This is a genomic window from Variovorax sp. PDC80 (assembly GCF_900115375.1).
Lineage (GTDB): Bacteria > Pseudomonadota > Gammaproteobacteria > Burkholderiales > Burkholderiaceae_C > Variovorax.
On the sequence record NZ_FOWG01000021.1, the window covers coordinates 90,097 to 114,499 of the forward strand.

Annotated in this window: 27 protein-coding genes; 22 read left to right on the forward strand and 5 right to left on the reverse strand. The window is 67.7% G+C overall.

The window, feature by feature from the left end; translation table 11 throughout:
* Positions 1-32: 32 nt before the first annotated feature.
* The 9 genes from BM109_RS38650 (at position 33) to BM109_RS38690 (ending at position 9,191) form a co-directional block, all read left to right on the forward strand.
* Positions 33-986 (forward strand): alpha/beta hydrolase, encoded by a 954-nt coding sequence (locus BM109_RS38650; protein WP_093355284.1) that lies wholly within the window; start codon positions 33-35, stop codon positions 984-986.
* Between the two features lie 122 nt (positions 987-1,108).
* The gene (locus BM109_RS38655; RefSeq protein ID WP_177239580.1) at positions 1,109-1,984 is read left to right on the forward strand and encodes a helix-turn-helix domain-containing protein; all 876 of its coding nucleotides are present in this window, start codon (positions 1,109-1,111) and stop codon (positions 1,982-1,984) included.
* Between the two features lie 19 nt (positions 1,985-2,003).
* Entirely contained in the window at positions 2,004-2,879 is an 876-nt protein-coding gene (locus tag BM109_RS38660; protein WP_057595118.1) for a branched-chain amino acid ABC transporter permease, read from the forward strand.
* A gap of 2 nt (positions 2,880-2,881) precedes the next feature.
* A complete protein-coding gene (locus BM109_RS38665; RefSeq protein ID WP_093355289.1) occupies positions 2,882-3,958 on the forward strand; it encodes a branched-chain amino acid ABC transporter permease in 1,077 nt (358 codons plus the stop codon).
* On the forward strand, positions 3,955-4,776 hold the full coding sequence (locus tag BM109_RS38670) for an ABC transporter ATP-binding protein (protein WP_093355292.1): 822 nt from the start codon (positions 3,955-3,957) through the stop codon (positions 4,774-4,776). Before BM109_RS38665 ends, BM109_RS38670 begins: the two co-directional genes overlap by 4 nt.
* Complete coding sequence (locus BM109_RS38675; protein WP_093355294.1) at positions 4,773-5,546, forward strand: ABC transporter ATP-binding protein; 774 nt, start codon at positions 4,773-4,775, stop codon at positions 5,544-5,546. Before BM109_RS38670 ends, BM109_RS38675 begins: the two co-directional genes overlap by 4 nt.
* 5 nt (positions 5,547-5,551) lie before the next feature.
* Positions 5,552-7,435: an AMP-dependent synthetase/ligase gene (locus BM109_RS38680; RefSeq protein ID WP_093355297.1), complete on the forward strand. Its 1,884-nt coding sequence runs from the start codon at positions 5,552-5,554 to the stop codon at positions 7,433-7,435.
* A gap of 61 nt (positions 7,436-7,496) precedes the next feature.
* Positions 7,497-8,657: an ABC transporter substrate-binding protein gene (locus BM109_RS38685; RefSeq protein ID WP_093355299.1), complete on the forward strand. Its 1,161-nt coding sequence runs from the start codon at positions 7,497-7,499 to the stop codon at positions 8,655-8,657.
* A 72-nt stretch (positions 8,658-8,729) separates the two neighbouring features.
* Entirely contained in the window at positions 8,730-9,191 is a 462-nt protein-coding gene (locus tag BM109_RS38690; protein WP_093355302.1) for an EVE domain-containing protein, read from the forward strand.
* 21 nt (positions 9,192-9,212) lie between these two features.
* Here the strand turns inward: BM109_RS38690 and BM109_RS38695 are convergent, their stop codons facing one another.
* Complete coding sequence (locus BM109_RS38695) at positions 9,213-9,860, reverse strand: MarC family protein (RefSeq protein WP_093355304.1); 648 nt, start codon at positions 9,858-9,860, stop codon at positions 9,213-9,215.
* Entirely contained in the window at positions 9,860-10,609 is a 750-nt protein-coding gene (locus BM109_RS38700; protein ID WP_093355307.1) for an SDR family oxidoreductase, read from the reverse strand. Before BM109_RS38700 ends, BM109_RS38695 begins: the two co-directional genes overlap by 1 nt.
* A gap of 139 nt (positions 10,610-10,748) precedes the next feature.
* On the opposite strand from BM109_RS38700, the gene BM109_RS38705 reads away from it, so the two are divergent.
* Both BM109_RS38705 and BM109_RS38710 read left to right on the forward strand, forming a co-directional pair.
* Positions 10,749-11,360, forward strand: a complete 612-nt coding sequence (locus tag BM109_RS38705) for a 2-hydroxychromene-2-carboxylate isomerase (RefSeq protein ID WP_093355309.1) — start codon at positions 10,749-10,751, stop codon at positions 11,358-11,360.
* 69 nt (positions 11,361-11,429) lie between these two features.
* On the forward strand, positions 11,430-12,113 hold the full coding sequence (locus BM109_RS38710) for a dienelactone hydrolase family protein (RefSeq protein WP_093355312.1): 684 nt from the start codon (positions 11,430-11,432) through the stop codon (positions 12,111-12,113).
* Positions 12,114-12,155: 42 nt separating this feature from the next.
* Here the strand turns inward: BM109_RS38710 and BM109_RS38715 are convergent, their stop codons facing one another.
* Complete coding sequence (locus tag BM109_RS38715; protein WP_093355315.1) at positions 12,156-13,058, reverse strand: LysR family transcriptional regulator; 903 nt, start codon at positions 13,056-13,058, stop codon at positions 12,156-12,158.
* A gap of 116 nt (positions 13,059-13,174) precedes the next feature.
* Here BM109_RS38715 and BM109_RS38720 point away from each other — a divergent pair, with 116 nt between their 5' ends.
* Both BM109_RS38720 and BM109_RS38725 read left to right on the forward strand, forming a co-directional pair.
* A complete protein-coding gene (locus BM109_RS38720) occupies positions 13,175-13,549 on the forward strand; it encodes a hypothetical protein (protein WP_093355351.1) in 375 nt (124 codons plus the stop codon).
* Between the two features lie 230 nt (positions 13,550-13,779).
* On the forward strand, positions 13,780-14,148 hold the full coding sequence (locus BM109_RS38725) for a DUF4148 domain-containing protein (protein ID WP_093355317.1): 369 nt from the start codon (positions 13,780-13,782) through the stop codon (positions 14,146-14,148).
* 100 nt (positions 14,149-14,248) lie between these two features.
* On the opposite strand, the gene BM109_RS38730 is transcribed toward BM109_RS38725, so the two are convergent.
* The gene (locus BM109_RS38730) at positions 14,249-15,406 is read right to left on the reverse strand and encodes a magnesium transporter CorA family protein (RefSeq protein ID WP_093355320.1); all 1,158 of its coding nucleotides are present in this window, start codon (positions 15,404-15,406) and stop codon (positions 14,249-14,251) included.
* 59 nt (positions 15,407-15,465) lie between these two features.
* Entirely contained in the window at positions 15,466-16,482 is a 1,017-nt protein-coding gene (hemB, locus tag BM109_RS38735; protein WP_093355322.1) for a porphobilinogen synthase, read from the reverse strand.
* Positions 16,483-16,825: 343 nt separating this feature from the next.
* Between hemB and BM109_RS38740 the strand changes: the two genes are divergently transcribed.
* The 9 genes from BM109_RS38740 to BM109_RS38780 all read left to right on the forward strand — a co-directional run.
* Positions 16,826-17,254, forward strand: a complete 429-nt coding sequence (locus BM109_RS38740) for a CopD family protein (protein WP_093355324.1) — start codon at positions 16,826-16,828, stop codon at positions 17,252-17,254.
* Between the two features lie 5 nt (positions 17,255-17,259).
* Positions 17,260-18,378: a VanZ family protein gene (locus BM109_RS38745; RefSeq protein WP_093355326.1), complete on the forward strand. Its 1,119-nt coding sequence runs from the start codon at positions 17,260-17,262 to the stop codon at positions 18,376-18,378.
* A 38-nt stretch (positions 18,379-18,416) separates the two neighbouring features.
* On the forward strand, positions 18,417-18,773 hold the full coding sequence (locus BM109_RS38750; RefSeq protein ID WP_093355329.1) for a (2Fe-2S) ferredoxin domain-containing protein: 357 nt from the start codon (positions 18,417-18,419) through the stop codon (positions 18,771-18,773).
* A gap of 88 nt (positions 18,774-18,861) precedes the next feature.
* Complete coding sequence (locus BM109_RS38755) at positions 18,862-19,500, forward strand: alpha/beta hydrolase (protein WP_093355331.1); 639 nt, start codon at positions 18,862-18,864, stop codon at positions 19,498-19,500.
* Positions 19,501-19,545: 45 nt separating this feature from the next.
* Positions 19,546-20,715, forward strand: coding sequence for a D-alanyl-D-alanine carboxypeptidase family protein (locus BM109_RS38760; protein ID WP_093355333.1), 1,170 nt, complete (start codon positions 19,546-19,548; stop codon positions 20,713-20,715).
* 253 nt (positions 20,716-20,968) lie between these two features.
* Positions 20,969-21,346 (forward strand): 30S ribosomal protein S12, encoded by a 378-nt coding sequence (rpsL, locus tag BM109_RS38765; protein WP_057597516.1) that lies wholly within the window; start codon positions 20,969-20,971, stop codon positions 21,344-21,346.
* A 155-nt stretch (positions 21,347-21,501) separates the two neighbouring features.
* A complete protein-coding gene (rpsG, locus tag BM109_RS38770) occupies positions 21,502-21,975 on the forward strand; it encodes a 30S ribosomal protein S7 (protein ID WP_007829591.1) in 474 nt (157 codons plus the stop codon).
* Positions 21,976-22,071: 96 nt separating this feature from the next.
* Positions 22,072-24,171, forward strand: coding sequence for an elongation factor G (gene fusA / locus BM109_RS38775; protein ID WP_093355336.1), 2,100 nt, complete (start codon positions 22,072-22,074; stop codon positions 24,169-24,171).
* 142 nt (positions 24,172-24,313) lie between these two features.
* On the forward strand, positions 24,314-24,403 hold a 90-nt coding region (locus tag BM109_RS38780), incomplete at its 3' end, for a GTP-binding protein (RefSeq protein WP_038111923.1).

Below are 24,403 nucleotides of genomic sequence, written 5' to 3' on the forward strand. Positions count from 1 at the left end.
CTGGGTCGATCGATCGATCCACCGGAGACACCATGCTGCATCCCCAGGCCCGCGCGCTGCTCGACTTCATCGAGGCGCGCGGCATCCCGCCGACCCACACGCTGTCGCCCGCCGACGCGCGCGCCTTCTACCGCGAGCGCCGCGCCGCCACCCAGCCGTTGCCGGCCGAAGTGGCCGAGGTGCGCGACCTCGCGGCCGACGGCCCGCACGGCCCGATCCCGGTGCGCGTCTACCGGCCGCTGGCCTCGGGCGCCGGCCCGCTGCCGGTGCTGGTGTACTACCACGGCGGCGGCTGGGTCATCGGTGACCTCGACACCCACGACGTGCTGTGCCGCGAGCTGGCCAACGGCGCCGGCTGCGCGGTGGTGGCGGTCGACTACCGCATGGCGCCCGAGCACCGCTTCCCGGCCGCGGTCGACGACGTGCTGGCCGCCACGCGCTGGGTGCGGCGCGAGGCCGCGGCGCTGGGCGTGGATGCGAGCCGCATGGCGGTGGGCGGCGACAGCGCCGGCGGCAACCTCGCGGCGGTGGTGGCGATCGCCGCGCGCGACAGCGCCGACCTGCCGCTCGTGTTCCAGCTGCTGATCTATCCGGCCACCGACATGCGCCGCGGCCATCCGTCGCACCAGGCCAACGGCCAGGGCTACCTGCTGACGCGCGACACGATGACCTACTTCCACGACCACTACATCACCGATGCGAAGCACGACCTCGACTGGCGCGCTTCGCCGCTGCTGCATGACGACCTCTCGCGCCTGCCGCCGGCGCTGGTGCTCACGGCCGGCTACGACCCGCTGCGCGACGAAGGACTGGCCTATGCCGAGGCGCTGACCGCGGCCGGCAACAGCGCGAACTACGTCTGCTTCGAGCGCCAGATCCATGGCTTCGTGACCATGGGCAAGGTGCTCGACGAGGCCAACACCGCGGTCGCGCTTTGCGCCACCGAGTTGCGTCGCGCGTTCGCGGCGCCACGGCCGCAGGCCTAGGGAAAGTCCCCGCGCAAATGGGCCCCGCGCCGCGCGCGTGCCCCGCTACGATCAGCCCCACAACGACGCCGACCCAGGGCCCGTGCCCTGGTCCAGGCCCCCGAATGCAGGAGACAGACACCATGCAGGGAACGAGGATGGCGCCGTCGACGCAAGGCGGTGCCCGCGAGGGTCGCGGCCAGGGCGAACGCCTGATGTGGCTCACCACGCAGCGCGTGTTCTACGCCGGCCTGCTGGGCCGTGCCGCCGAGCGCACCATGGGCGGCCATGGCGTCTATGTCTCGCCCGCGGGCGCGCCGCCCAATCGCCTGCGCGTGGGTGGCGGTGCCTGGCAGAGCGGCGAGCTGCTGGTGGTGCCGCCGCAGGTGCCGCACGAGATCGAGAGCGCGCATCCGCTGATCCTCAACCTGCTGATCGAATCCGAGTCGGTCGACCCCGCGGGCATGCCCGCGTGGCTGCAGCACTGCGGCCCGGTGCAGGCGCCGACCTTCGTGCAGCGCGTGCGCGAGAGCCATGCCCAGCTGCTCGCCGCCTCGGCGCGCGGCCAGCGCTTCGACGGCCTGGACTTCGACCGCCAGTTCTTCGGCGCGCCGCTCGCGCCGCGCGCGCTCGATGCGCGCATCCGCAAGGTCATCGACACGATCAACGCCGACCCTGCGGCCGCCACCTCGGCCGAGGAATGCGCGGCCTCGGTGCACCTCTCGTTCTCGCGCTTCCTGCACCTGTTCAAGCAGGAGACCGGCATGGCGTTTCGCGCCTTCCGCGCCTGGAAGCGCGCGCGCAGTCTGCTGCGCTACGTGCGCCAGACCGCCACCCTGACCGACATCGCGCTCGAGGCCGGCTATCCCGACTCCACCCATTTCAGCCATTCGATCCGCCAGGTCTACGGGCTGAAGCCCAGCGACATCCTGGCCGGCTCGCGGCGCCTCGCGCTGCACGACGCGGCCGGCGCGGCCTACCGCCCCTTCACGTCTCCCTTCCGTCACCTGCGCCAGTAAGGCCAAGGAGGTTCCCGTCGTGCAGATCCTCCAGCTCCTGCTGTCGGGCATCGCGCAAGGCTGCATCTACGGCCTGATTGCGCTCGGCTTCGTGCTGATCTACAAGGCCACCGAGACGGTGAGCTTCGCGCAGGGCGACCTGATGATGCTCGGCGCCTTCGCCGCGTTCGCGGGCATGTCGCTGTTCGGCATGCCGTTCTGGCTCGCGGCCGTGCTCGCCATCGCCGCCATGGCGGCCTTCGGCGTGCTGCTCGAGCTGGTGGTGATCCGCCCGATCCTCGGCCAGCCGCAGTTCTCGATCGTGATGCTCACCATCGGCATCGCCTACGTGGCGCGCGGCCTGGTCACCATGGTGCCGGGCATCGGCACCGAGACCCACGCGCTGGCCGTGCCCTACAAGGACCGGATCTGGAAGCTCGGCGAGCTGGTGGTGAACCTCGAGCAGCTCGTGATCATCGTCGCCACCGCGATCCTCTGCGGCCTGCTGTTCGCGATGTTCCGCTACAGCAAGCTCGGCATCGCGATGCAGGCCTCGTCGCAGAACCAGCTCGCGGCCTACTACATGGGCATTCCGGTCAAGCGGCTCAACGGGCTGGTGTGGGGGCTGGCGGCCGCGGTCGCGGCCATCGCGGGCATGCTGCTCGCGCCGATCACCTTCGTGCACGCCAACATGGGCTTCATCGGGCTCAAGGCCTTTCCGGCGGCGGTGGTCGGCGGCTTCGGCAGCCTGCCGGGCGCGATCGTCGGCGGACTGGTGATCGGCATCGTCGAGTCGTTCGCGGGCTTCTACCTGCCCGACGGCTTCAAGGACACGGCGCCGTACATCGTGGTGCTGCTGATGCTGATGATCAAGCCCAACGGCCTGTTCGGCGAGAAGCTGCGCAAGAAAGTCTGAACATGCGCTACATCTTCAAGACTTCCTACGACCAGGACATCCGACTCGCCAAGCATGGCGGCCAGGTCTTCTGGTATGGCCTCTTGTGCGTCTTCCTGCTGGCCGCGCCCTGGGTCATCGACGAGTACTGGCTCGCGCAGCTGACCTTCGTGCTGATCTACGGCATCGTCGGCCTGGGCCTGATGCTGCTCGCGGGCTTCACGGGCCAGTTCTCGATCGGCCACGCGGCCTTTCTCGGCACCGGTGCCTACACGCAGGGCGTGCTGACCAACCTCGGCGTGCCGTTCCCGCTCGCGCTGGTCGCGGCCGCGGCGCTGTCGGCCGGCGTGGGCGTGGTGGTGGCGTTGCCGGCGTTGCGCGTGAAGGGCATCTACCTGGGCATCGCGACGCTCTCGTTCGGCTTCATCGTCGAGGAGGTGTTCGCGCGCTGGGAGAGCGTGACCGGCGGCAACGCGGGCCTGCACGTGAAGTCGCCGCAACTCTTCGGCTGGTCGCTGGGCTCGGGCGACGGCTTCTACTTCCTGTGCCTGGTGGTGGCGGTGCTCAGCACGCTGGGCATTCTGAACCTGCTGCGTTCGCCGACCGGCCGCGCCTTCGTGGCGATCCGCGATTCGGAGATCTCGGCGCAGAGCATGGGCATCCACCTCGCGCGCTACAAGACGATGTCCTTCGCGATCTCGGCCGCGCTCGCGGGGCTCGGCGGCGCGCTCTACGCGCACAAGCTGAGCTTCATCTCGCCCGACCAGTTCAACATCCTGCAGTCGATCGACCTGCTGCTGATGGTGGTGATCGGCGGGCTGGGTTCGGTGCATGGCGCCTTCCTCGGCGCGATCTTCCTGATCGCGATGCCGCAGCTGATCTCGATGGGCAAGGACTGGCTGCCCGCGGTGATCGGCCAGGCGCCGGGCCTGCAGGGCTTCGTCTACGGGGTGGTGCTGATCGTGTTCGTGCTGTTCGAGCCGCTGGGCCTGTACGGGCGCTGGCTCAAGGTGCGCACCTACCTGCAGCTGTTTCCGTTCTACCGCAAGGGCCTGTTCAAGCGGCAGAAGTCCTTCACCAAGTCGGATCGCCTGAGATGAGCGGCGGCGACATCCTTCTCTCGGCCCAGGACCTGAGCGTGCGCTTCGGCGGCGTGCTCGCGGTCAACAAGGTCAGCTTCGACGTGCGGCGCGGCGAGGTGTTCACGCTGATCGGTCCCAACGGCGCGGGCAAGACCACGGTGTTCAACCTGATCAGCCGCATCTACACGCCGACCTCGGGCCAGATCACCTGGCATGGCGAGGCCGGCGGCGCGGTGGCGCTGACCAGCCAGGCGCCGCACGCGATCGCGGCGCTCGGCATCGCGCGCACCTTCCAGAACATCGAGCTGTTCGAGCATGCGACGGTGCTGCACAACCTGCTGATCGGCCGTCACACGCACCGGCGCAGCGGCTTCTGGCGCGAGCTGTTCTTCACGCCGGCCACGCGGCGCGCCGAGATCGAGGCGCGCGAGAAGGTCGAGCAGGTGATCGAACTGCTCGACCTGCAGCACCACCGCGACGCGATGGTGGCGGGCCTGCCCTACGGCGTGCGCAAGGTGGTGGAGCTGGCGCGCGCGCTGTGCACCGAACCCAAGCTGCTGCTGCTCGACGAACCCTCGTCGGGCCTCAACGTCGAGGAGACGGCCGACATGGCGTTCTGGATCCAGGACATCCAGCACGAGCTCGGCGTGTCGGTGCTGATGGTCGAGCACGACATGTCGCTGGTGTCGAAGGTGTCGGATCGCGTGCTCGCGATGAACCAGGGCGAGGTGCTCGCCACGGGCTCGCCGCGCGAGGTGCAGGCCGATGCGCGCGTGGTGGAGGCCTACCTCGGCACGGTCGACGACGTGAGCAGCCTGCGGAGGGTTCGAGCATGAGCGACGTGGTTCTTCAGTTGCTCAACGTCGAGAGCGCCTACGGCCCGATCAAGGCCATCCGCGGCGTGAGCCTCCAGGTGCGGCAGGGCGAGATCGCGACCGTGCTGGGTTCCAACGGCGCCGGCAAGACCACCATCCTCAAGACCATCTCGGGGATCATCGATCCGCGCAAGGGCAGCATCGAGTTCCAGGGCCGCGACATCACGGCCAGGGACCCGGCCCACATCGTGCAGCAGGGCTTGAGCCACGTGCCCGAGGGCCGCGAGGTGTTCCCGCTGCTGTCGGTGCGCGACAACCTGCTGATGGGGGCCTACACGCGCCAGGACCGCGACGGCGTGGCGCGCGACATCGAGACCGTGTTCGGCTACTTCCCGATCCTGCGCGAGCGTGCCACGCAGGACGCCGGCCTGCTCTCGGGCGGCCAGCAGCAGATGCTGGCGATCTCGCGCGCCATCATGGCCGCGCCGCAGCTGATCCTGCTCGACGAGCCCAGCCTGGGCCTGAGCCCCAAGCTCACCAAGGAGATCTTCGAGATCGTGGTGCGCATCAACCGCGAGCGCGGCACCACCATCCTGCTGGTGGAGCAGAACGCCAACATGGCGCTCAACGCGGCCGACCACGGCTACGTGCTCGAGAACGGCCGCATCGTGATGGAGGACAGCTGCGAGCGGCTGCGCGAGAAGGAGGACATCAAGGAGTTCTACCTCGGCGTGAAGGACGAGGGCGTGCGCGGCGAGCGGCGCTGGAAGAAAAAGAAGACCTGGAGGTAGCACCGATGAGCAGCACCCTCGCACTGCGCGCGCCGGCCGGCCTCTGGGACCTGGCGCACCTGCAGCCCCGCACCGAGGTGGTGGTGCCGGGCGACACCATCCCGGCCGTGTTCTGGAAAGCGGTCGAGTTGCGCCGCGACAAGGTCTGGATGCGGCAGAAGGAATTCGGCATCTGGCGCAGCTGGACCTGGGGCCAGACCGCCGAGGCGGTGCGCGAGATCGCGGGCGGCCTGATGGCGCTGGGCTTCGCGGCCGGCGAGTGCGCCTCGGTGCTGTCGAACACCGTCATCGAATGGGTGCTGGCCGACGTGGCGGTGCTCAGCTGCGGCGGCGTCTCCAACGGCATCTACCCGACCGACGCGGCCTCGCAGGTGCGCTACCTGTGCGAGGACTCGCGCACCACGGTGCTGTTCGTCGAGGACGACGAGCAGCTCGACAAGGCGCTCGAGGTGCGCGCCGCGCTGCCGCTGTTGCGCAAGGTGGTGGTGTTCGACATGGAGGGCCTGCGCGAGCTCGACGATCCCGACGTGCTGAGCCTGGAGGCACTGCGTGCCCTGGGGCGCGCGCACCTGGCCGCGCATCCGCAGGCGCTCGAGCAGCGCGTGGCCGCCTGCCGCGCCGAGGACCTCGCGATCCTGGTCTACACCTCGGGCACCACCGGCAAGCCCAAGGGCGCGATGCACAGCCACGGCGGGCTGGTCTACACCATGCGCGGCTACAACACGCTACTGGCGCAGGACGAGAGCGACGAGCGCATGTGCTTCCTGCCGCTGTGCCACATCGCCGAGCGCATGGGCGGCGAGTACTTCGCGATGTACACCGGCTCGATCCTCAACTTCGTCGAGAACCCCGAGACCGTGCCCGAGAACGTGCGCGAGATCGCGCCCACGGTGTTCACGGCCGTGCCGCGCGTGTGGGAGAAGTTCTACTCGGGCGTGATGATCGCGCTCAAGGAGGCCAGCCGGCTGCAGCAGGCGGCCTACGGCTGGAGCATCGGCGTGGGCCAGCAGATCGCGCAGCGGGTGCTCGAAGGCCGGCCGGTGGGCGCGGGGCTGCGCCTGAAGTTCCGCCTGGCGCGCTGGCTCGCGCTCGACAACGTGCGCAAGCTGATCGGCATCCACCGCGCGCGCTTCCTCGTGACCGGCGCCGCGCCGATCTCGCCCGAGCTGGTGCGCTGGTACCTCGCGCTGGGCGTGCCGATGCTCGAGGTCTGGGGCATGACGGAGTCGTGCGGCGCCTCCACCGGCGTGCCGGTCACGCGCATCATGCCGGGCTCGATCGGCCCGGCGGCCGGCTACAACGAGGTGCGCCTCGATCCGCAGACCGGCGAGATCCTGGTGCGCGGCCCGAACGTCTTCATGGGCTACCTGAACCTGCCCGAGAAGACCGCCGAGACACTCGACGCCGAAGGCTGGCTGCACACCGGCGACGTCGGCACGGTCGACGCGGAAGGGTATTTCCGCATCACCGACCGCATGAAGGACATCATCATCACGGCAGGTGGCAAGAACATCACGCCGAGCGAACTCGAGAACGAACTCAAGTTCAGCCCCTACGTCACCGACGCGGTGGTGATCGGCGACAAGAGGCCCTACCTGACGGTGATCGTGATGATCGACCAGGAGAACGTCGAGAAATTCGCGCAGGACAACGACGTGCCGTTCAGCAACTACGAAAGCCTCACGCGCACGCAGGAGGTGCTCGACCTGATCCAGGGCGAGATCGACCGCGTCAATGCGAAGTTCGCGCGCGTGGAGCAGATCAAGAAGTTCTTCCTGCTCGAGACGCAACTGAGCGCCGAGGACGAGGAGCTGACGCCGACCATGAAGCTCAAGCGCAAGCTGGTGCAGACCAAGTACGCGCCGCGCATCGAGGCCATGTACCGCTGAGCGCATCGAAAGACGTCCCGATCGCCACCCGATTTTTTCGCCAACCCGAGGAGACAAGCGCATGAAGCTCAAGACACCGACGATGCTGGCCGTGCTGGGCCTGGCCGCGACGCTCGCGTCCGCGCAGCAGGGCGTGACCAAGGACGAGATCCGCATCGGCACGATCCAGGATCTCTCGGGGCCGCTCGCCGGCTTCGGCAAGCAGGCGCGCAACGGCATGCAGCTGCGCGTGGACGAGCTCAACGAGCAGGGCGACGTCAACGGCCGCAAGCTCAAGCTCTACGTCGAGGACTCGGGCTACGACCCGAAGAAGGCCGTGCTGGCGGCGCAGAAGCTGGTGAACCAGGAGAAGATCTTCATCATGGCCGGCCACATCGGCACGGCGCAGAACATGGCGGCGATGCCGGTGCAGTTCGACAAGAACGTCGTCAACTACATGCCGATCACCGCGGCGCGCGAGATGTACGAGCCGCTCAACCGCCTCAAGTACTCGTTCGCCGCCACCTACTACGACCAGATCCGCCTGGCGCTGCCGAAGATGGTGAAGGACAAGGGCGCGAAGAAGGTCTGCACCATCTACCAGGACGACGAGTTCGGCCTCGAGGTGCAGCGCGGCGCCGAGGCCGGCCTCAAGGCCGTGAACATGGAACTGGCCGAGAAGACCTCGTTCAAGCGCGGCGCCACCGACTTCAGCTCGCAGGTCGCGAAGATGAAGGCCGCCAACTGCGACCTGGTGGTGCTCGGCACCATCATCCGCGAGACCATCGGCACCGTGGGCGAGGCGCGCAAGACCGGCTTCAACCCGACCTTCCTGGGCTCGAGCGCGGCCTACACCGACCTGATCCACAAGCTCGGCGGCAAGGCCATGGACGGCATCTACGCGACCATGACGGTGCAGAACCCCTACACCGACGAGCAGTCGCAGCCGCTGCGCTTCTGGGCCAACAAGTACAAGACCAAGTTCAACGAGGACCCGACCGTGTTCTCGGTCTACGGCTACGTGATCGTCGACTCCTTCATCAAGGCGGCGCAGAAGGCCGGCCCAAACCTCACGACCGACAGCTTCATCAAGGCCATGGACAGCATCACCTTCGAGCCCGACATGTTCGGCAGCCCGAAGAGCACCTACACCGCCACCAAGCGCCTGGGCAACGACCAGTCGCGGCTGTCGCAGATCAAGGACGGCAAGTGGGTGGTGGTGTCGGACTACGTGGCGCCCTGAAGCCGGGCCCCGGTGCCGGGGGGCCGGGGTGGGCGGCTATATTGCGCGGCATCCCATCCTCGCGAGAACGCCATGCCCCAGTACTGGCTGATGAAATCCGAGCCCGACGAGGTCTCGATCGACGATGCGCTGGCCGCGCCCGACGCCACCGTGGCGTGGACCGGCGTGCGCAACTACCAGGCCCGCAACTTCATGCGCGACGGCATGAAGGTCGGCGATGGCGTTCTGTTCTATCACTCGAGCTGCCCCGAGCCCGGCATCGCCGGCCTCGCGCGCGTGGCCTCGGCGATCAAGCCCGACCCCACGCAGTTCGACCCGAAGTCGCCCTACTACGACGCGGCCTCGAAAAAGGACGATCCGCGCTGGCTGCTGGTGGACGTGCAGGCGCTGCGCAAGACGCGCCTGCTGGCGCTGCCCGAGCTGCGCGCGAAGCCCGAACTGGCCGAGCTCACGATCCTGCGCAAGGGCAACCGGCTGTCGATCACGCCGGTGGAGCCGGCGCACTGGAAGATCATCGAGAAGATGCTGGGCTGAGCCGGCCCGCACCCGGTCGCGCTACTTGGCGAGGATCGGGAACAGCTTGCCCAGGCCGTCGGTCATCACCTCGACCGCCAGCGCCGCGAGGATCAGGCCCATGAGCCGGGTCATGATGTTGATGCCGGTCTTGCCGAGCACGCGCGCGATCGGCTGCGCGAGCGAGAAGGCGATGGCCGTGGCCAGCGCCACCACCACGCCGTAGCCCACGAGCACCGCGAGCTCCCACAGGTGCTTGGCCTTGTCGGCGTAGATCACCACGGTGGAGATGGTGGCCGGGCCGGTGAGCAGCGGGATGGTCAGCGGCACCACCGCGATCGAGGCGCCCATCGAGGCCTTGACCTCGGTGGCGCGCAGCTCCTCGACGTTGGTCTTGCTCTCGGCCGGCTGCGCGTTGAGCATCGACAGCGAGCTCATCAGCAGCAGCAGGCCGCCGCCGACCTGGAAGCTCGCGATCGAGATGCCGAAGAAGGACAAGAGCTGCAGCCCGATCAGCGCGCTGACCGCGATCACCACGAAGGCGCTGAAGGCCGACATGCGCACCGTGCGGCGGCGCTGCGCGTCGGAATAACCCTGCGTGTAGTGGATGAAGAAGGGCACGATGGCCAGCGGGTTGACGATCGCCACCAGCGTGACCAGCGGCTTGATCAGGTCCATCGAGGTGCTCATCAGCGTCCTCCCGAGACGTCGAGCAGGGCCATGGTGGTGTAGCTGGCCTCGTCGGACAGCAGCCACACGATCGCGTTCGCCACCTCCTCGGCGCTGCCGGTGCGCTTCATCGGCACCGAGGGCGCGAGCTGCGCGGCGCGCTCGGGCATGCCGCCCGAGGCGTGGATGTCGGTGTCGATCAGGCCCGGGCGCACCGCGTTGACGCGGATGCCCTCGTCGGCCACTTCCTTTGCCAGGCCGAGCGTGAAGGTGTCGATCGCGCCCTTGCTCGCGGCGTAGTCCACGTACTGCTCGGGCGAGCCCAGCCGCGAGGCGGCGCTCGAGAGATTGACGATCACGCCGCCCGTGCCGCCGTGGCGCGTGCTCATGCGGCGCACCGCCTCGCGCGCGCAGACGAAGCTGCCGACCACGTTGATGCGGAACATGCGTTCCAGCCGCGCCGCGCTCATCTCGTCGACGCGCGCGCGCACGTCGACCACGCCGGCGCTGTTGACCAGCGCCGTGAGCCGGCCGAGCTTGGCATCGACCTGCTCGAACATGGCCACCACCTGCGCCTCGTCGCCGACGTCGGCCTGCACCGCGATCGCCTTGCCGCCCGCGGTGCGGATCGCGCGCACGACTTCGTCGGCCGCGAGCGAGTTGCTCGCGTAGTTGACCGCCACGGCATAGCCGCGCCGCGCCGCCAGCAAGGCGGTGGCGGCGCCGATGCCGCGTCCGCCCCCCGTGACCAAGAGCACCTGCTGGTTCAATTCCGATCTCCTGCACAAAAGCTGCGCGTCAGTTAAAACCGTCGGTCCGGATTACATCACCGAGGGTGGCTCGCAAGTTGCGGGCCTTACCCGCAGTACCGGGATGTTCCGGCGGCGCTTCGTGCGCGGAGGTGAATTCATGAGCAAGACCATCGACTACTACTTCCCCCCCCAAAGCCCCTGGACCTACCTGGGCCATGCCCGCTTCGCCGCGATCGCGGCGGCGGCCGGCGCCACGGTGCGCGTGCGTCCGGTGGACATGGGCAGCATCTTTCCGGTCTCGGGCGGGCTGCCGCTGGGCAAGCGCGCGCCGCAGCGGCAGGCCTACCGGCTGGTCGAGCTGGCGCGTTTCTCGAAGCACCTGGGCATTCCGCTGCATCCGAAGCCGAAGTTCTTCCCGGTCTCGGGCGACGACGCGGCGCGGCTGATCATCGCGGTCGACCTCAACGACGGCACCGAGGCCGCGATGCGCATGTGCGCGGCGGTGTTTGCCGCGCTGTGGGCACAGGAGCGCAACATCGGCGACCCCAAGGTGCTCGAGGCGCTGGTGGCCGAATGCGGCCTGCCGGCCAAGCGCGCCGACCAGGCGCAGAGCCAGGCGGTGCAGGAGCAGTACGAGGCCTACACGCAGGAAGCCATCGACATCCAGGTCTTCGGCGCGCCGAGCTACGTGATCGACGGCGAGATCTTCTGGGGCCAGGATCGGCTCGATTTCGTCGAACGCGCGCTGCGCGCGGGGCCGGCGGGCTGAACGCCGCCGACACGCACCGGACACGCATTCCCTCCATCCTTCCCATTGCCATCAAAGGAGCAACACATCATGGGTCAATTCATCGATCTCACCGCCAAGGACGGCTTCAGCTTTCCCGCCTACGTGGCCGAACCCGCCGGCACGCCGCGCGGCGCCGTCGTCGTGGTGCAGGAGATCTTCGGCGTCAACTCGCACATCCGCTCGGTGGCCGATGGCTACGCGGCCGCCGGTTACCTGGCCGTCGCACCCGCGACCTTCCACCGCGTGAAGCCCGGCGTCGAGCTCGGCTACAGCGAGGACGACATGAAGACGGGCTTCGGCCTGAAGACGGCCGTCGAGGCGCTGCCCGCGCCCGGCGTGCTGCAGGACATCGAGGCCGCCGTGGCCTATGCGGCCAAGGCCGGCAAGGTCGGCATCGTCGGCTACTGCTGGGGCGGCCTGCTGACCTGGCGCGCCGCCGCGCTGGTGCCCGGCCTCGCGGCCGCTGCGCCCTACTACGGTGGCGGCATGACCTCGCCCGAGGAAACCGCGCGCCAGCCCAAGGTGCCGGTGCAGGCCCACTTCGGCAACCAGGACCACTGGATTCCGCTCGACACCATCGAGAGCTTCAAGAAGGCCCATCCCGAGGTCGAGGTGCACGTGTACCCGGTGGGCCACGGCTTCAACTGCGACCAGCGCGGCTCGTACGACGCCGATGCGGCCAAGCTGGCGCGCGAGCGCGTGCTGGCCTTCTTCGCGCAGCACATCGGCTGAGCGCATCCGCTTCGCATGGGAGCCCGGCGCCGCCGGGCTTTTTCATTTCTTGAGGCCGGGCTTGTCGCCCACGCGGGTCTCGAGGAAGTCGAGCAGCGCGCGCAGCGCGGCGCTGTTGTGGCGCCGCTGCAGGTAGACGGCCGACAGCCACATGTCCTTGCGCGCATAGTCCTGCAGCACCGGCACCAGCTCGCCTTGGTCGATGTGCGACTGCACCAGGATCGAGGGCAGGTAGATCACGCCGAAGCCGCGCATCGCGATCCGGATCAGCGGCGCGCCCTCGGTGCAGTCCATGCGGCTCTTGACGTGCACATCGAGCGGCTCGCCGCCGTCGTCGAAGCGCCAGACCGGCTGGGCGCCGAGCAGCGAATGGGTGAGCGCCTCGTGGTCCGCCAGGTCGCGCGGATGCTCGGGCTTGCCGTGCTTCTTCCAGTAGACCGGCGAGGCGCAGACCACCATGTTCATGAGCCGCAGCTTGCGCATGATCAGGTTGGCGTCCTCCACCGGGCCGCTGCGGATGTCGACGTCGATGCCTTCCTCGGCGAGATCGACCGTGCGGTTGGTCAGCTGCAGGCTGATGCGCACGTCGGGGTAGTAGCGCATGAAGTCGGCCAGCAGGTTCGGGAACTCGCCGTTGCCCATGCCGTGCGGCGCCGAGATGCGCAGCCGGCCGCCGGGCTGGCTCGCGCGCTCCTGCAGCTCGGCCTGCGTGAGCTCGACCATCTCGAGCACCGGCGTGCTGCGCTCCAGCAGCAGCTGGCCGGCGTCGGTCAGGCTCACCGAGCGCGTGGAGCGGTTGAGCAGGCGCACGCCGAAGCGGGTTTCGAGTTCGGCGACATACTTGCTGACCGTGGCCTTGGACATGTCGAGCCGCTTGGCGGCCTGCGAGAAGCTGCCATGCGACGCGACTTCGCGAAAGGTTCTGATCAGGTCGAGGCTGTCCATGGAGGTCGTGCCGGTAGCGCTGGGCGATGGCGCGATTCTCAAGGGTTTTTCTTAGCAAGGCCGCGCGGCACTTTCGTGACGCAGCGCGACTCGCAAGCAGGCAGAGGATGCATTCGATGACACGCACTTTTCGACTACATGCGGTGCTCGCGCCGTGGACGCTGGCGCTGGCGGCCCTGTGGCTGCCGGCCGGCGCGGCGCTGGCCCAGGCCTTCGATCCCGTGCGGCCGATGGGTCCCGGCGCCGACCGCGCCGCGCTGGCCGCCGAAGCCGCCGCGGCCGCGCGCGCCGGCAATGTGTATGGCGACGTGGAGGCCGAGCCGCCGCTCGCCGCGCCGCGCACCGGCGGGCGCGACCGCGCGGCGGTGCGCGCCGAGGCGGTGGCGACCTCGCACGACCCGAGCCTGAACCTCGACCGCCGCGCCTTCGTCAACAGCGAGATCCCGCCGCAGATCAAGGCCGTGCCGGGCACGCCGCGCACCGCGCGCTGAGCCCCGGACGGCTGAATGCTTCGGTGTTCGCCGGGGCCGGAATGGCCCGCTGCGCACGCAGGTTAATGACTGAACGGTCGACCTGACATTGTTTCAATACCGGAAACACCGTGTCTCTGAACCGGGTGTTTTCCCGAGGGGTTTCGCCTTGAAACTCGCCGCACAGGCGAGCCGATCCGTGCGCGCCTGGTGGCTAAACCCTCCGACGTACCGTATCAAGGACAACCGAAATGAAGACCTCGCACATCATCGCCGCCGCCGCACTGACCCTGTTTGCCGCCGTTGGCGCCCAAGCCGAAACCTATGAAGGCGTGACCCAGGCCGTCTCGAGCAAGAGCCGCGACGAAGTCAACACCGAAGCCGTGCGCGCCGCCGCCGCACCGAACCAGAACGTGACCCGCGGCTCGCGCGGCCCGGAAACGGTCGCCGTGTCGAAGGACCGCGCCCTGGTCGAAGCCGAAGCGATCCGCACCGCTTCCGCTCCCGACCAGAACGTGACCTCGGGTTCGCGCGTGAACAGCAAGGTCATCTCGACCATGCAACACCCGCTCGACGCACGCGTCCAGGCCCAGCAAGGCTCCGGCGCCACCGCCAAGTAAGCTGTCGCACGGCACCGGGCGGCCTTCGGGCCGTTCGCACCCGGACGAAAAAAGCCGCGTGGAGCATTGCTCCACGCGGCTTTTTTTCATGCGCGCTCGTTCAGCGCGTGCGCGCGAGATAACGCTTGCGCCAGAAGATCAGCACCAGCAGCACCGCGATCGCGAGCATCGAGCCCATGGCGATCCAGAAGCCGTCGGCCTTGTGCACCAGCGGGATGAACTCGAAGTTCATGCCGAAGATGCCGGCGATCAGGTTCAGCGGCAGGAACACGGCGGTGAGCACGGTCAGCACCCGCATGATGTCGTTGGCCCGGTGGCCCTGCACGCTGAAATGCATCTGCACCGCGGTCTCGGCGTTCTGCTCGAGCCGGCGCACGTGGTGCACCACGCGCTCGATGTGCTCGAGCACGTCGCGGCTGCGGATCATCACCAGTTCGCGCTCGCGCCCCTCGGCCGCGTCCTTCGGCGGCGGCAGGGTCTCGAGGTTGTCGAGCCAGTCCTGCATGGCGGCGCGCTGGTCCTCGCAGATCTCGTCGAGGTGGTGCAGCGACTGGCGCGATTCCATCAGCGCGCCCCAGTTGGTGAAGCGGCTGCGCGGGTCGATGAGCTCGGCCTGCCAGTGGTCGAGCTGCTTCGTGAGCTCGCGCCGCAGGTCGAGGTAGCCGTCGACGATCTGGTTGATGACGCGCAGCATCAGATCGGCCGGGCTGGTGGGCACGCGGTTCGTGACCGCGCGCACGTCGAGCGCCGGCGTGCCGCGGTCGCCGGGCGCGGCGGCGGCCAGCAGGCGCGCGGCGAAGACGTCGCGCACCGCGCCGTCCTCGGGATGCACCGACAGCAGCACGCGGTCGAACACGGCGAAGCCGACCGGGCGGGTGTCGATGCGGCGCAGCACGGGCGGGCCGCCGCGCGGGCGCGGGGCGGGGGCCGCGGGCGTGGCCGCCGGTGGCGTGGCGGGCGCCGGCTGGCCATTGCCGCCGCTCGCGAGCCGGCGGAACACCAGCACGTCGTACTGCGAGGTGTAGTCGCTGTGCGAGGGCAGCTGGTCGTTCAGCAGGTCGGCCACGTGCAGGTCGACCAGTTGGGTCTGGCACAGCGTCTGCAGGATCTGCTGCACCTCGGGCAGCGAGGCGCGGAATTCGTCGCGCGTGAGCGAGATCCAGAGGTAGCTGGCGGCGCTGCAGGAGCCGGGCAGGGCCAGCGGCGCCAGCGCGGCATGCTCGCTGACCTGCGAGGTGTTGATTTCGAAGATTCGCATCGCGCGCCCCCGTGCTTGCTCAAGATGGCCCGGACCGAAGGCCGGGCGGACCCATTGTGCTACTTAGTTTGTAGCAGGCGGGCGGCGTCGAGCGCGAAGTAGGTGAGGATGCCGTCGGCGCCCGCGCGCTTGAAGGCGAGCAGGCTCTCGAGCACCACGGCGTCGTGGTCGAGCCAGCCGTTCTGGGCCGCGGCCTTGAGCATCGCGTACTCGCCGCTGACCTGGTAGGCGAAGGTCGGCACGCGGAACTCGTCCTTCACGCGGCGCACGATGTCCAGGTAGGGCATGCCGGGCTTCACCATCACCATGTCGGCGCCCTCGGCGATGTCGATCGCCACCTCGCGCAGCGCCTCGTCGCTGTTGCCCGGGTCCATCTGGTAGACCTTCTTGTTGCTCTTGCCGAGGTTGGCGGCCGAGCCGACCGCGTCGCGGAACGGGCCGTAGAAGGCGCTCGCGTACTTGGCGCTGTAGGCCATGATCCGCGTGTGCACGTCGCCGCGCGCCTCGAGCGCCTGGCGGATCGCGCCGATGCGCCCGTCCATCATGTCGCTGGGCGCCACGATGTCGACGCCGGCTTGCGACTGTATGAGCGCCTGCTTCACCAGCACCTCGACCGTGGGGTCGTTGAGGATGTAGCCGCTGTCGTCGAGCAGGCCGTCCTGGCCGTGGCTGGTGTAGGGGTCGAGCGCGACGTCGGTCATCACGCCCAGTTCGGGAAAGCGCGACTTGAGGGCCGCCACCACGCGCGGGATCAGGCCGTCGGGGTTGAAGGCCTCGTCGCCGGCCGGGGTCTTGAGGCTCGCATCGATCACCGGGAACAGCGCCATCACCGGGATGCCGGCCGCCACGCACTGCTCGGCCACGGGCAGCAGCAGGTCGAGGCTCAGGCGCTCCACGCCCGGCATCGAGGCCACCGCATCGCGCCGGCCGCTGCCTTCCTGCACGAACACCGGATAGATCAGGTCGTGCGGGGTCAGGGCGTTTTCCCGCACCAGGTTGCGCGTGAAGGCGTCGCGGCGAAGGCGGCGCGGGCGCCCGGCGGGGAAGGCGGCGAAGGAGGAAAGGGTGGAGCTCATGCGGAAAATTGTGCCCGAACTAAAGTTCCCGAACTTTTGCCATGGATGGGGGCAGTTGTCCGACAACTACGGAAATTAGTAGTACCAAAGTAATAAATTTTTACCCTAGATTGTTAATTAAAGCGCACCGGTCGCTTGAAACCTTGTTTCGTCTTTGTTAAATTCTGCCCCGGACGGCTTGCCGTCCCCCGCTTTTCCTCCCTGAGCGGGTGCCTTGATGTGTGACAGCAAAAGGGCTTCCCAGCCCGACGTGAAGACGTCGGGCTTTTTTTTGTCCGTCGCTTTCGTGGGGACCGATGAAACCGGGTGCGGCCAGCGGGGGCCGGCCACTAAACTGACCGCCATGCTCTGGGTCAAGTCCTTCCACATCGTCTTCATCGCCAGCTGGTTCGCCGGCCTGTTCTACCTCCCCCGGATCTTCGTCAACCTCGCGATGGTGCCGCCCGAGTCGCTCGCCGAGCGCGAGCGCCTGCTGCTGATGGCGCGCAAGCTGCTGCGCTTCACCACCTTCCTGGCCGTGCCGGCGCTGGGCTTCGGCCTCTGGCTGTGGCTGGGCTACGGCATCGGGCGCGGCCCGGGCAACGGCTGGATGCACGCCAAGCTGGCGCTGGTGCTGGTGGCGATCGGCTACCACCACGGCTGCGCGGTGCTGCTGCGCCGCTTCGCCGCCGGCGAGAACCGGCGCAACCACGGCTGGTACCGCTGGTTCAACGAGCTGCCGGTGCTGCTGCTGCTGGCGATCGTGATCCTGGTCGTGGTCAAGCCCTTCTGACGGCGGTGGCGACGCAGCACAAGTCCGCCGCGCTGCCCCTTGCGCTGGCCTATGCGGCGCTGATCGTCTATGCCAGTCTCTATCCCTTTTCCGACTGGCGCGACCAGGGCATCGCGCCCTGGGCCTACCTGTCGGCGCCCTGGCCCAAGTACTGGACCGGCTTCGACTTCGCGATCAACGTCGCGGGCTACGTGCCCTTCGGGTTCCTCTGCGCGCTGTCGGTGCTGCGCACCCGCAGCACCTCGAGCATCGGCCGCGCCGTGCTGCGCGCCACGCTGGCCGGCGTGGCCGTGTCCTTCGCGATGGAGACGCTGCAGAGCTACCTGCCGGCGCGCATTCCCTCGAACGTCGACCTGGGCCTGAACAGCGCCGGCGCGCTGCTGGGCGCGGTGCTGGCGGTGGCGCTCGAGCGCTTCGGCGCGGTCGCCCACTGGGGGCGGGTCCGGGCGCAATGGTTCGTCGACGAGGCCCGCGGTGCGCTGGTGCTGCTGGCGCTGTGGCCGTTCGCGCTGCTGTTCCCCGCGGCCGTGACCTTCGGGCTGGGCCAGGTGTTCGAGCGGCTCGAGGCGGCGATCTCCGAATGGCTGCTCGACACCCCGTTCATCGACTGGCTGCCGGTGCGCCAGTTCGAGCTCGAGCCGCTGGTGCCGGCGGTCGAGCTGCTGTGCGTGATGCTGGGCGCGCTGGTGCCCTGCCTGCTGGGCTATCTCGTGGCGCGCACCGTGGTGCAGCGCGCGGTGCTGCTGCCGTTGATCCTGCTGACGGGCGTGGCGGCCTCGGCGCTGTCGGCGGCGCTGAGCTACGGCCCCGACCATGCCTGGGCCTGGCTCGAGCTGCCGGCGCAGGTCGGCATGGCGGCGGCGCTGTTCGCGGGCGTGCTGCTGCTGTTCGCGCCGCGCCGGCTGTGCGGCGCGCTGCTGCTGGTGGCGCTGGTGCTGCAGCTGAGCCTGCTGAACCAGGCGCCCGAGAGCGCCTATTTCGCGCAGACGCTGGCGACCTGGGAGCAGGGGCGCTTCATCCGCTTCCACGGGCTGGCCCAGTGGCTGGGCTGGCTCTGGCCGTTCGGGGTGCTGGCCTACGTGATCTTCCTGCTGTCGCGGCGCAGCCGGCCGCCGGCCGCCTGAAGGGCCGGGTGCATGGGCGGCGGTCCTAGAATCCGCCGATGTCCACCCCCGCCAGCCACGCCGTGCCTTCGGGCTACTACGGCCGCCACATCTTCTTCTGCCTCAACGAACGCAAGAACGGCGAGGATTCCTGTGCCATGCACAACGCCCAGCAGGGCTTCGACCGCTGCAAGGCCAGGGTCAAAGAAGAGGGGCTCTCGGGGCCCGGCAAGGTGCGCGTCAACAAGGCCGGCTGCCTCGACCGCTGCGCGGGCGGACCGGTCGCCGTGGTCTATCCCGAGGCGGTCTGGTACACCTTCGTCGATGCCGACGACATCGACGAGATCGTCGACTCGCACCTGAAGAAGGGCGAGATCGTCGAGCGCCTGCTGCTGCCGCCCGACGTCGGGCGCTGAACTTTCAGCCGGGGCCTGCGCTCGTACCGTGCTCGCCGCAGGCAACCCCTCCACCGTCGGCCTGTCGGCCCGTTCCATTCCGAGCCTCATGAATTCCCAGACCGAAAAGATCAGCCTCCAGGGCGCCGCCGGCGTCATCGAGGTGCAGCGCGACCAGCCGGCCGAGGCCGCGCGCGGCATCGCCGTCATCGCGCATCCCCATCCGCTGTTCGGCGGCACCATGGACAACAAGGTGGTGCAGACCCTCGCGCGTGCCTTCATCGCCTGCGGCTGGACCGCGGTGCGCTTCAACTTCCGCGGCGTCGGCGCGAGCCAGGGCGTGCACGACGAGGGCCGTGGCGAGCTCGAGGACATGCTCCATGTGGTCGGCCAGCTCGCGCCCGAGGGCCCGCTGGCGATCGCCGGCTTCTCGTTCGGTGCCTTCGTCGCGAGCGGCGCGGTCGAGAAGCTCTGGGCCGCGCGCGACGTTCGGCAGATCGTGCTGGTCGGCACGGCAGCCGCGCGCAACACGGTGGCCGTGCTGCCGCCCGAGGCCCACGAGCGCACGCTGGTGGTCCACGGCGAGGCCGACGACACGGTGGCGCTGTCGGCCGTCATGGACTGGGCGCGGCCGCAGTCACTTCCTGTCACAGTCGTCCCCGGGGGCGGCCATTTCTTTCACGGACAATTGCCGCTGCTCAAGAGCCTGGTCGTGCGCCATCTGCGCGCAGACAACCCGGCCGCCTGAAAGCCTGGCTTGCAGGCACGTCTTCGTTTCTTTCCCATTGCTCCCATGAATCGTTTCTTCCACGGTGCCCGCGCGCTGTTGCTCGCCGCCGCCGCTTCCGTCTGCCTGATCGCCGCCGCCCAGGTGCCGGCGCCGCCCGAGATCGCCGCGCGCAGTTACCTGCTGCTCGACGTGACGGCCAATCAGATCCTCGCGCAGAAGGACATCGACAGCCCGGTCGAACCCGCGTCGCTGACCAAGCTGATGTCGGCCTACATCGTGTTCGACGCGCTGCGCGCCAAGAAGATCACCCTGACACAGACGCTGCCGGTCAGCCCGCGCGCCTGGAAGATGCCGGGCTCGCGCATGTTCATCGACCCCAAGATGCAGGTGCCGGTCGAAGACCTGATCAAGGGCCTGATCGTCCAGTCGGGCAACGACGCCACCGTGGCGCTGGCCGAGGGCGTGGGCGGCACGGTCGAGCATTTCGTCGAGCTGATGAACGCCCAGGCCAAGGTGCTGGGCATGAAGAACACCACCTACAAGAACCCCGAGGGCCTGACCGCGCCCGGCCACACCACCACCGCGCGCGACCTCAGCATCCTGGCGACCCGGCTGGTGCGCGACTTCCCAGAGGAAGCCAAGTACTACGCGATCAAGAAGTACCGCTACCCGGGCACGCCCTCGACCAACGACACCAACCGCAACCTGCTGCTGTTCCGCGACCCGACCGTCGATGGCCTGAAGACCGGCCATACCGAAGCCGCCGGCTACTGCATGATCGCCACCGCCAAGCGCGACTTCCCGAACCTGACCGGCGGCCGCCGCCTGCTGTCGATCGTGCTCGGCACCTCGGGCGAAACCGTGCGCGCCAACGAATCGCAGAAGCTGCTGAACTGGGGCTACACCGCCTACGACGCCGTGCGCCTGTTCGACGGCGGCCAGCCCGCGGCCACGCCGGCGGTCTGGAAGGGCAAGCAGAACGTGCTCAAGCTCGGCCGTCCCGAGCCGATCGTGGTCGCCGTGCCCGCAGGCATGGCCAGCAAGCTCAAGACCCAGATCGCGCGCCCCGACCCGCTGGTGGCGCCGTTCACCAAGTACCAGCCCGTGGGCACGCTCAAGGTCACGCTCGACGACCAGCCGGTGGCCGAGGTGCCGCTGGTGGCGCTGGAGCCGGTCGAACAGGCCGGCATGTTGGGCCGCGCCTGGGATGCGGTGCGGCTCTGGATCAAGTGACAGGGATCGGCCGCGACGCCTGAAGGACTGCGCAATCCGGCGTTTTCAGGCCGGCGGCAGAGGCCGGAAGGCCTCCCAAGCCGCCTGACTTTGCCGTTTCACAAGCCCGCTGCTATACTCGTGGGCTTTTCGGAAAATTCCGAAGGGATTCACGTTTGCGTCATCTCCCGGTTCCTGGATTCCTGGGTCACGACCAGACCAGGGCGCCGCAAGGCACCACCGGGGTATTTCTCGTTTTGGGACTAATTCATTCATGCCAACCATCAATCAACTGGTGCGTCAGGGCCGGACGGTCGAAAAGATCAAGTCCAAGAGCCCTGCCATGCAGAACTCGCCGCAACGTCGCGGTGTCTGCACCCGGGTCTACACCACGACCCCCAAGAAGCCGAACTCGGCACTTCGTAAGGTTGCCAAGGTCCGCCTGACCAACGGCTTCGAAGTCATTTCCTACATCGGCGGCGAAGGCCACAACCTGCAGGAACACAGCGTCGTGCTGGTTCGCGGCGGTCGTGTCAAGGACTTGCCCGGTGTGCGTTACCACATCGTGCGCGGTTCGCTCGACCTGCAAGGCGTGAAAGACCGCAAGCAGTCGCGTTCCAAGTACGGCGCGAAGCGCCCCAAGAAGGCCTGATCGGGTTCTTCTTTCGGTAGTTGTTTCATCGGTGTTCGAGTGCCTTGGCGGGCATGTCGAGCGTAGTGACCCGAAGTTGGGTCGAGTAAGTGAGGGTCCGAGTCGACTCTCGCGGTGCCGGAAACGGTGCCAACTGAAGCAAAGAGGTTAAGAAAATGCCACGTCGTCGCGAAGTCCCCAAACGTGAAATCCTGCCGGATCCCAAGTACGGCAATGTCGAGCTGTCGAAGTTCATGAACGTGATCATGGAAGGCGGCAAGAAGGCTGTTGCCGAGCGCATCATTTATGGCGCGCTCGACTTCATCGAGAAGAAGAACCCGGACAAGGACCCCCTCGAAGCGTTCACCGTTGCCATCAACAACGTGAAGCCGATGGTCGAAGTGAAGTCGCGCCGCGTTGGCGGTGCGAACTATCAAGTGCCGGTCGAAGTCCGCCCCGTCCGCCGCCTCGCCCTGTCGATGCGCTGGATCAAGGAAGCCGCCCGCAAGCGCGGCGAGAAGTCGATGGCCCTGCGTCTGGCCAACGAACTGATGGAAGCCACGGAAGGCCGTGGCGGCGCGATGAAGAAGCGCGACGAAGTGCACCGCATGGCAGAAGCCAACCGGGCGTTCAGCCACTTCCGCTTCTAAGAATCAAACTTCGCTTGGGCGTTGGGTGTCGAGTGTCGGGCGTTGTGCCCGTGCTCGGGGCCCAGCGCTCAACGCATTTCAACCCGAAAGTAAATCATGTCCCGCAAGACCCCCATCGAGCGCTACCGCAACATCGGCATCTCCGCGCACATCGACGCTGGCAAGACCACGACGACGGAACGTATCCTGTTCTACACCGGTGTGAACCACAAGATCGGTGAAGTGCACGACGGTGCCGCCACGATGGACTGGATGGAGCAAGAGCAAGAGCGCGGCATCACGATCACCTCGGCTGCCACCACCTGCTTCTGGAAGGGCATGGCTGGCAAGTTCGAAGAACACCGCATCAACATCATCGACACCCCCGGCCACGTGGACTTCACCATTGAAGTCGAGCGCTCGATGCGCGTGCTGGACGGCGCCGTGATGGTGTACGACGCCGTCGGCGGCGTGCAGCCGCAGTCGGAAACCGTCTGGCGCCAGGCCAACAAGTACAAGGTTCCGCGTCTCGCGTTCGTCAACAAGATGGACCGCACCGGCGCCGACTTCCTGCGCGTGCGCCAGATGATGGTCGACCGCCTGAAGGCCAACCCCGTCGTGATCCAGATCCCGATCGGTGCCGAAGAGCACTTCCAGGGCATCGTCGACCTCGTGAAGATGAAGGCGATCATCTGGGACGAAGACAAGGGCGTCACCTTCCAGTACGGCGACATCCCGGCCAACCTGGTCGACGTCTGCAACGAATACCGCGAAAAGCTCGTCGAAGCGGCTGCCGAAGCCAGCGAAGAGCTGATGAACAAGTACCTCGAAGGCGGCGAGCTGTCGGAAGAGGAAATCAAGAAGGCCATCCGCCAGCGCACCATCGCCGGCGAAATCCAGCCGATGCTGTGCGGCTCGGCCTTCAAGAACAAGGGCGTGCAGGCCATGCTCGACGCCGTCGTCGAATACATGCCGGCTCCGACCGACATTCCGCCGGTCAACGGCCTCGACGAAGACGAAGCGCCCGTGGTTCGCAAGGCGGACGACAACGAGAAGTTCTCGGCCCTGGCATTCAAGCTGATGACCGACCCGTTCGTGGGCCAGCTGACCTTCGTGCGCGTCTATTCGGGCGTGCTCAGCAAGGGCGACAGCGTCTACAACCCGGTGCGCGGCAAGAAGGAACGCATCGGCCGTATCGTGCAGATGCACGCGAACAACCGCGAGGAAGTCAGCGAAATCCGCGCCGGCGACATCGCCGCCTGCGTGGGCCTGAAGGAAGTGACCACCGGCGAAACGCTGTGCGATCCCGAAGCAGTCGTGACGCTCGAGCGCATGGTGTTCCCGGAATCGGTGATCTCGCAGGCCGTCGAGCCGAAGACCAAGGCCGACCAGGAAAAGATGGGCATCGCGCTGCAGCGCCTGGCTCAGGAAGACCCCTCGTTCCGCGTTCGCACGGACGAAGAGTCGGGCCAGACCATCATCGCCGGCATGGGCGAGCTCCACCTCGAAATCATCGTGGACCGCATGAAGCGCGAATTCGGCGTGGAAGCCAACGTGGGCAAGCCGCAGGTGGCTTACCGCGAAACGATCCGCAAGACCGTCGAAGAAGCCGAAGGCAAGTTCGTTCGCCAGTCGGGCGGCAAGGGCCAGTACGGCCACGTCGTGCTGAAGATCGAACCCCAGGAAGCCGGCAAGGGCTTCGAGTTCGTCGACGCCATCAAGGGCGGTGTGGTTCCTCGCGAATACATCCCCGCGGTGGAAAAGGGCGTCGTGGAAGCGCTGACGCAAGGCGTGCTGGCGGGCTACCCCGTCGTCGACGTCAAGGTCACGCTGCACTTCGGCTCGTACCACGACGTGGACTCGAACGAAATGGCGTTCAAGATGGCCGCGATCTTCGGTTTCAAGGAAGGTGCCCGCAAGGCCAACCCCGTGATTCTCGAGCCGATGATGGCCGTGGAAGTCGAAACGCCCGAAGACTACGCCGGCAACGTGATGGGCGACCTGTCGTCCCGCCGTGGCATGGTGCAGGGCATGGACGACATGGTCGGTGGCGGCAAGGCCATCAAGGCCGAAGTGCCGCTGTCGGAAATGTTCGGCTACTCGACCACGCTGCGCTCGATGTCGCAAGGCCGTGCCACGTACACGATGGAGTTCAAGCACTACGCCGAAGCTCCGCGTAACGTCGCCGAAGCCATCGTGGCTGCCCGCGCGAAGTAAGCGTTTCAGGAATGCAGGGCCGCGCAGTGCGCGGCCCTTCTTGTCTGCGATCCGGTGCCGTCTTGTTCCCGTGCGAGGCGATCCAGCAATCGAATGCAGACATAAAACCAATACACGGGACTGCTCTTTCAAGGATTGAAAAATGGCAAAAGGTAAATTCACCCGCACGAAGCCGCACGTGAACGTGGGCACGATCGGTCACGTTGACCATGGCAAGACGACGCTGACGGCT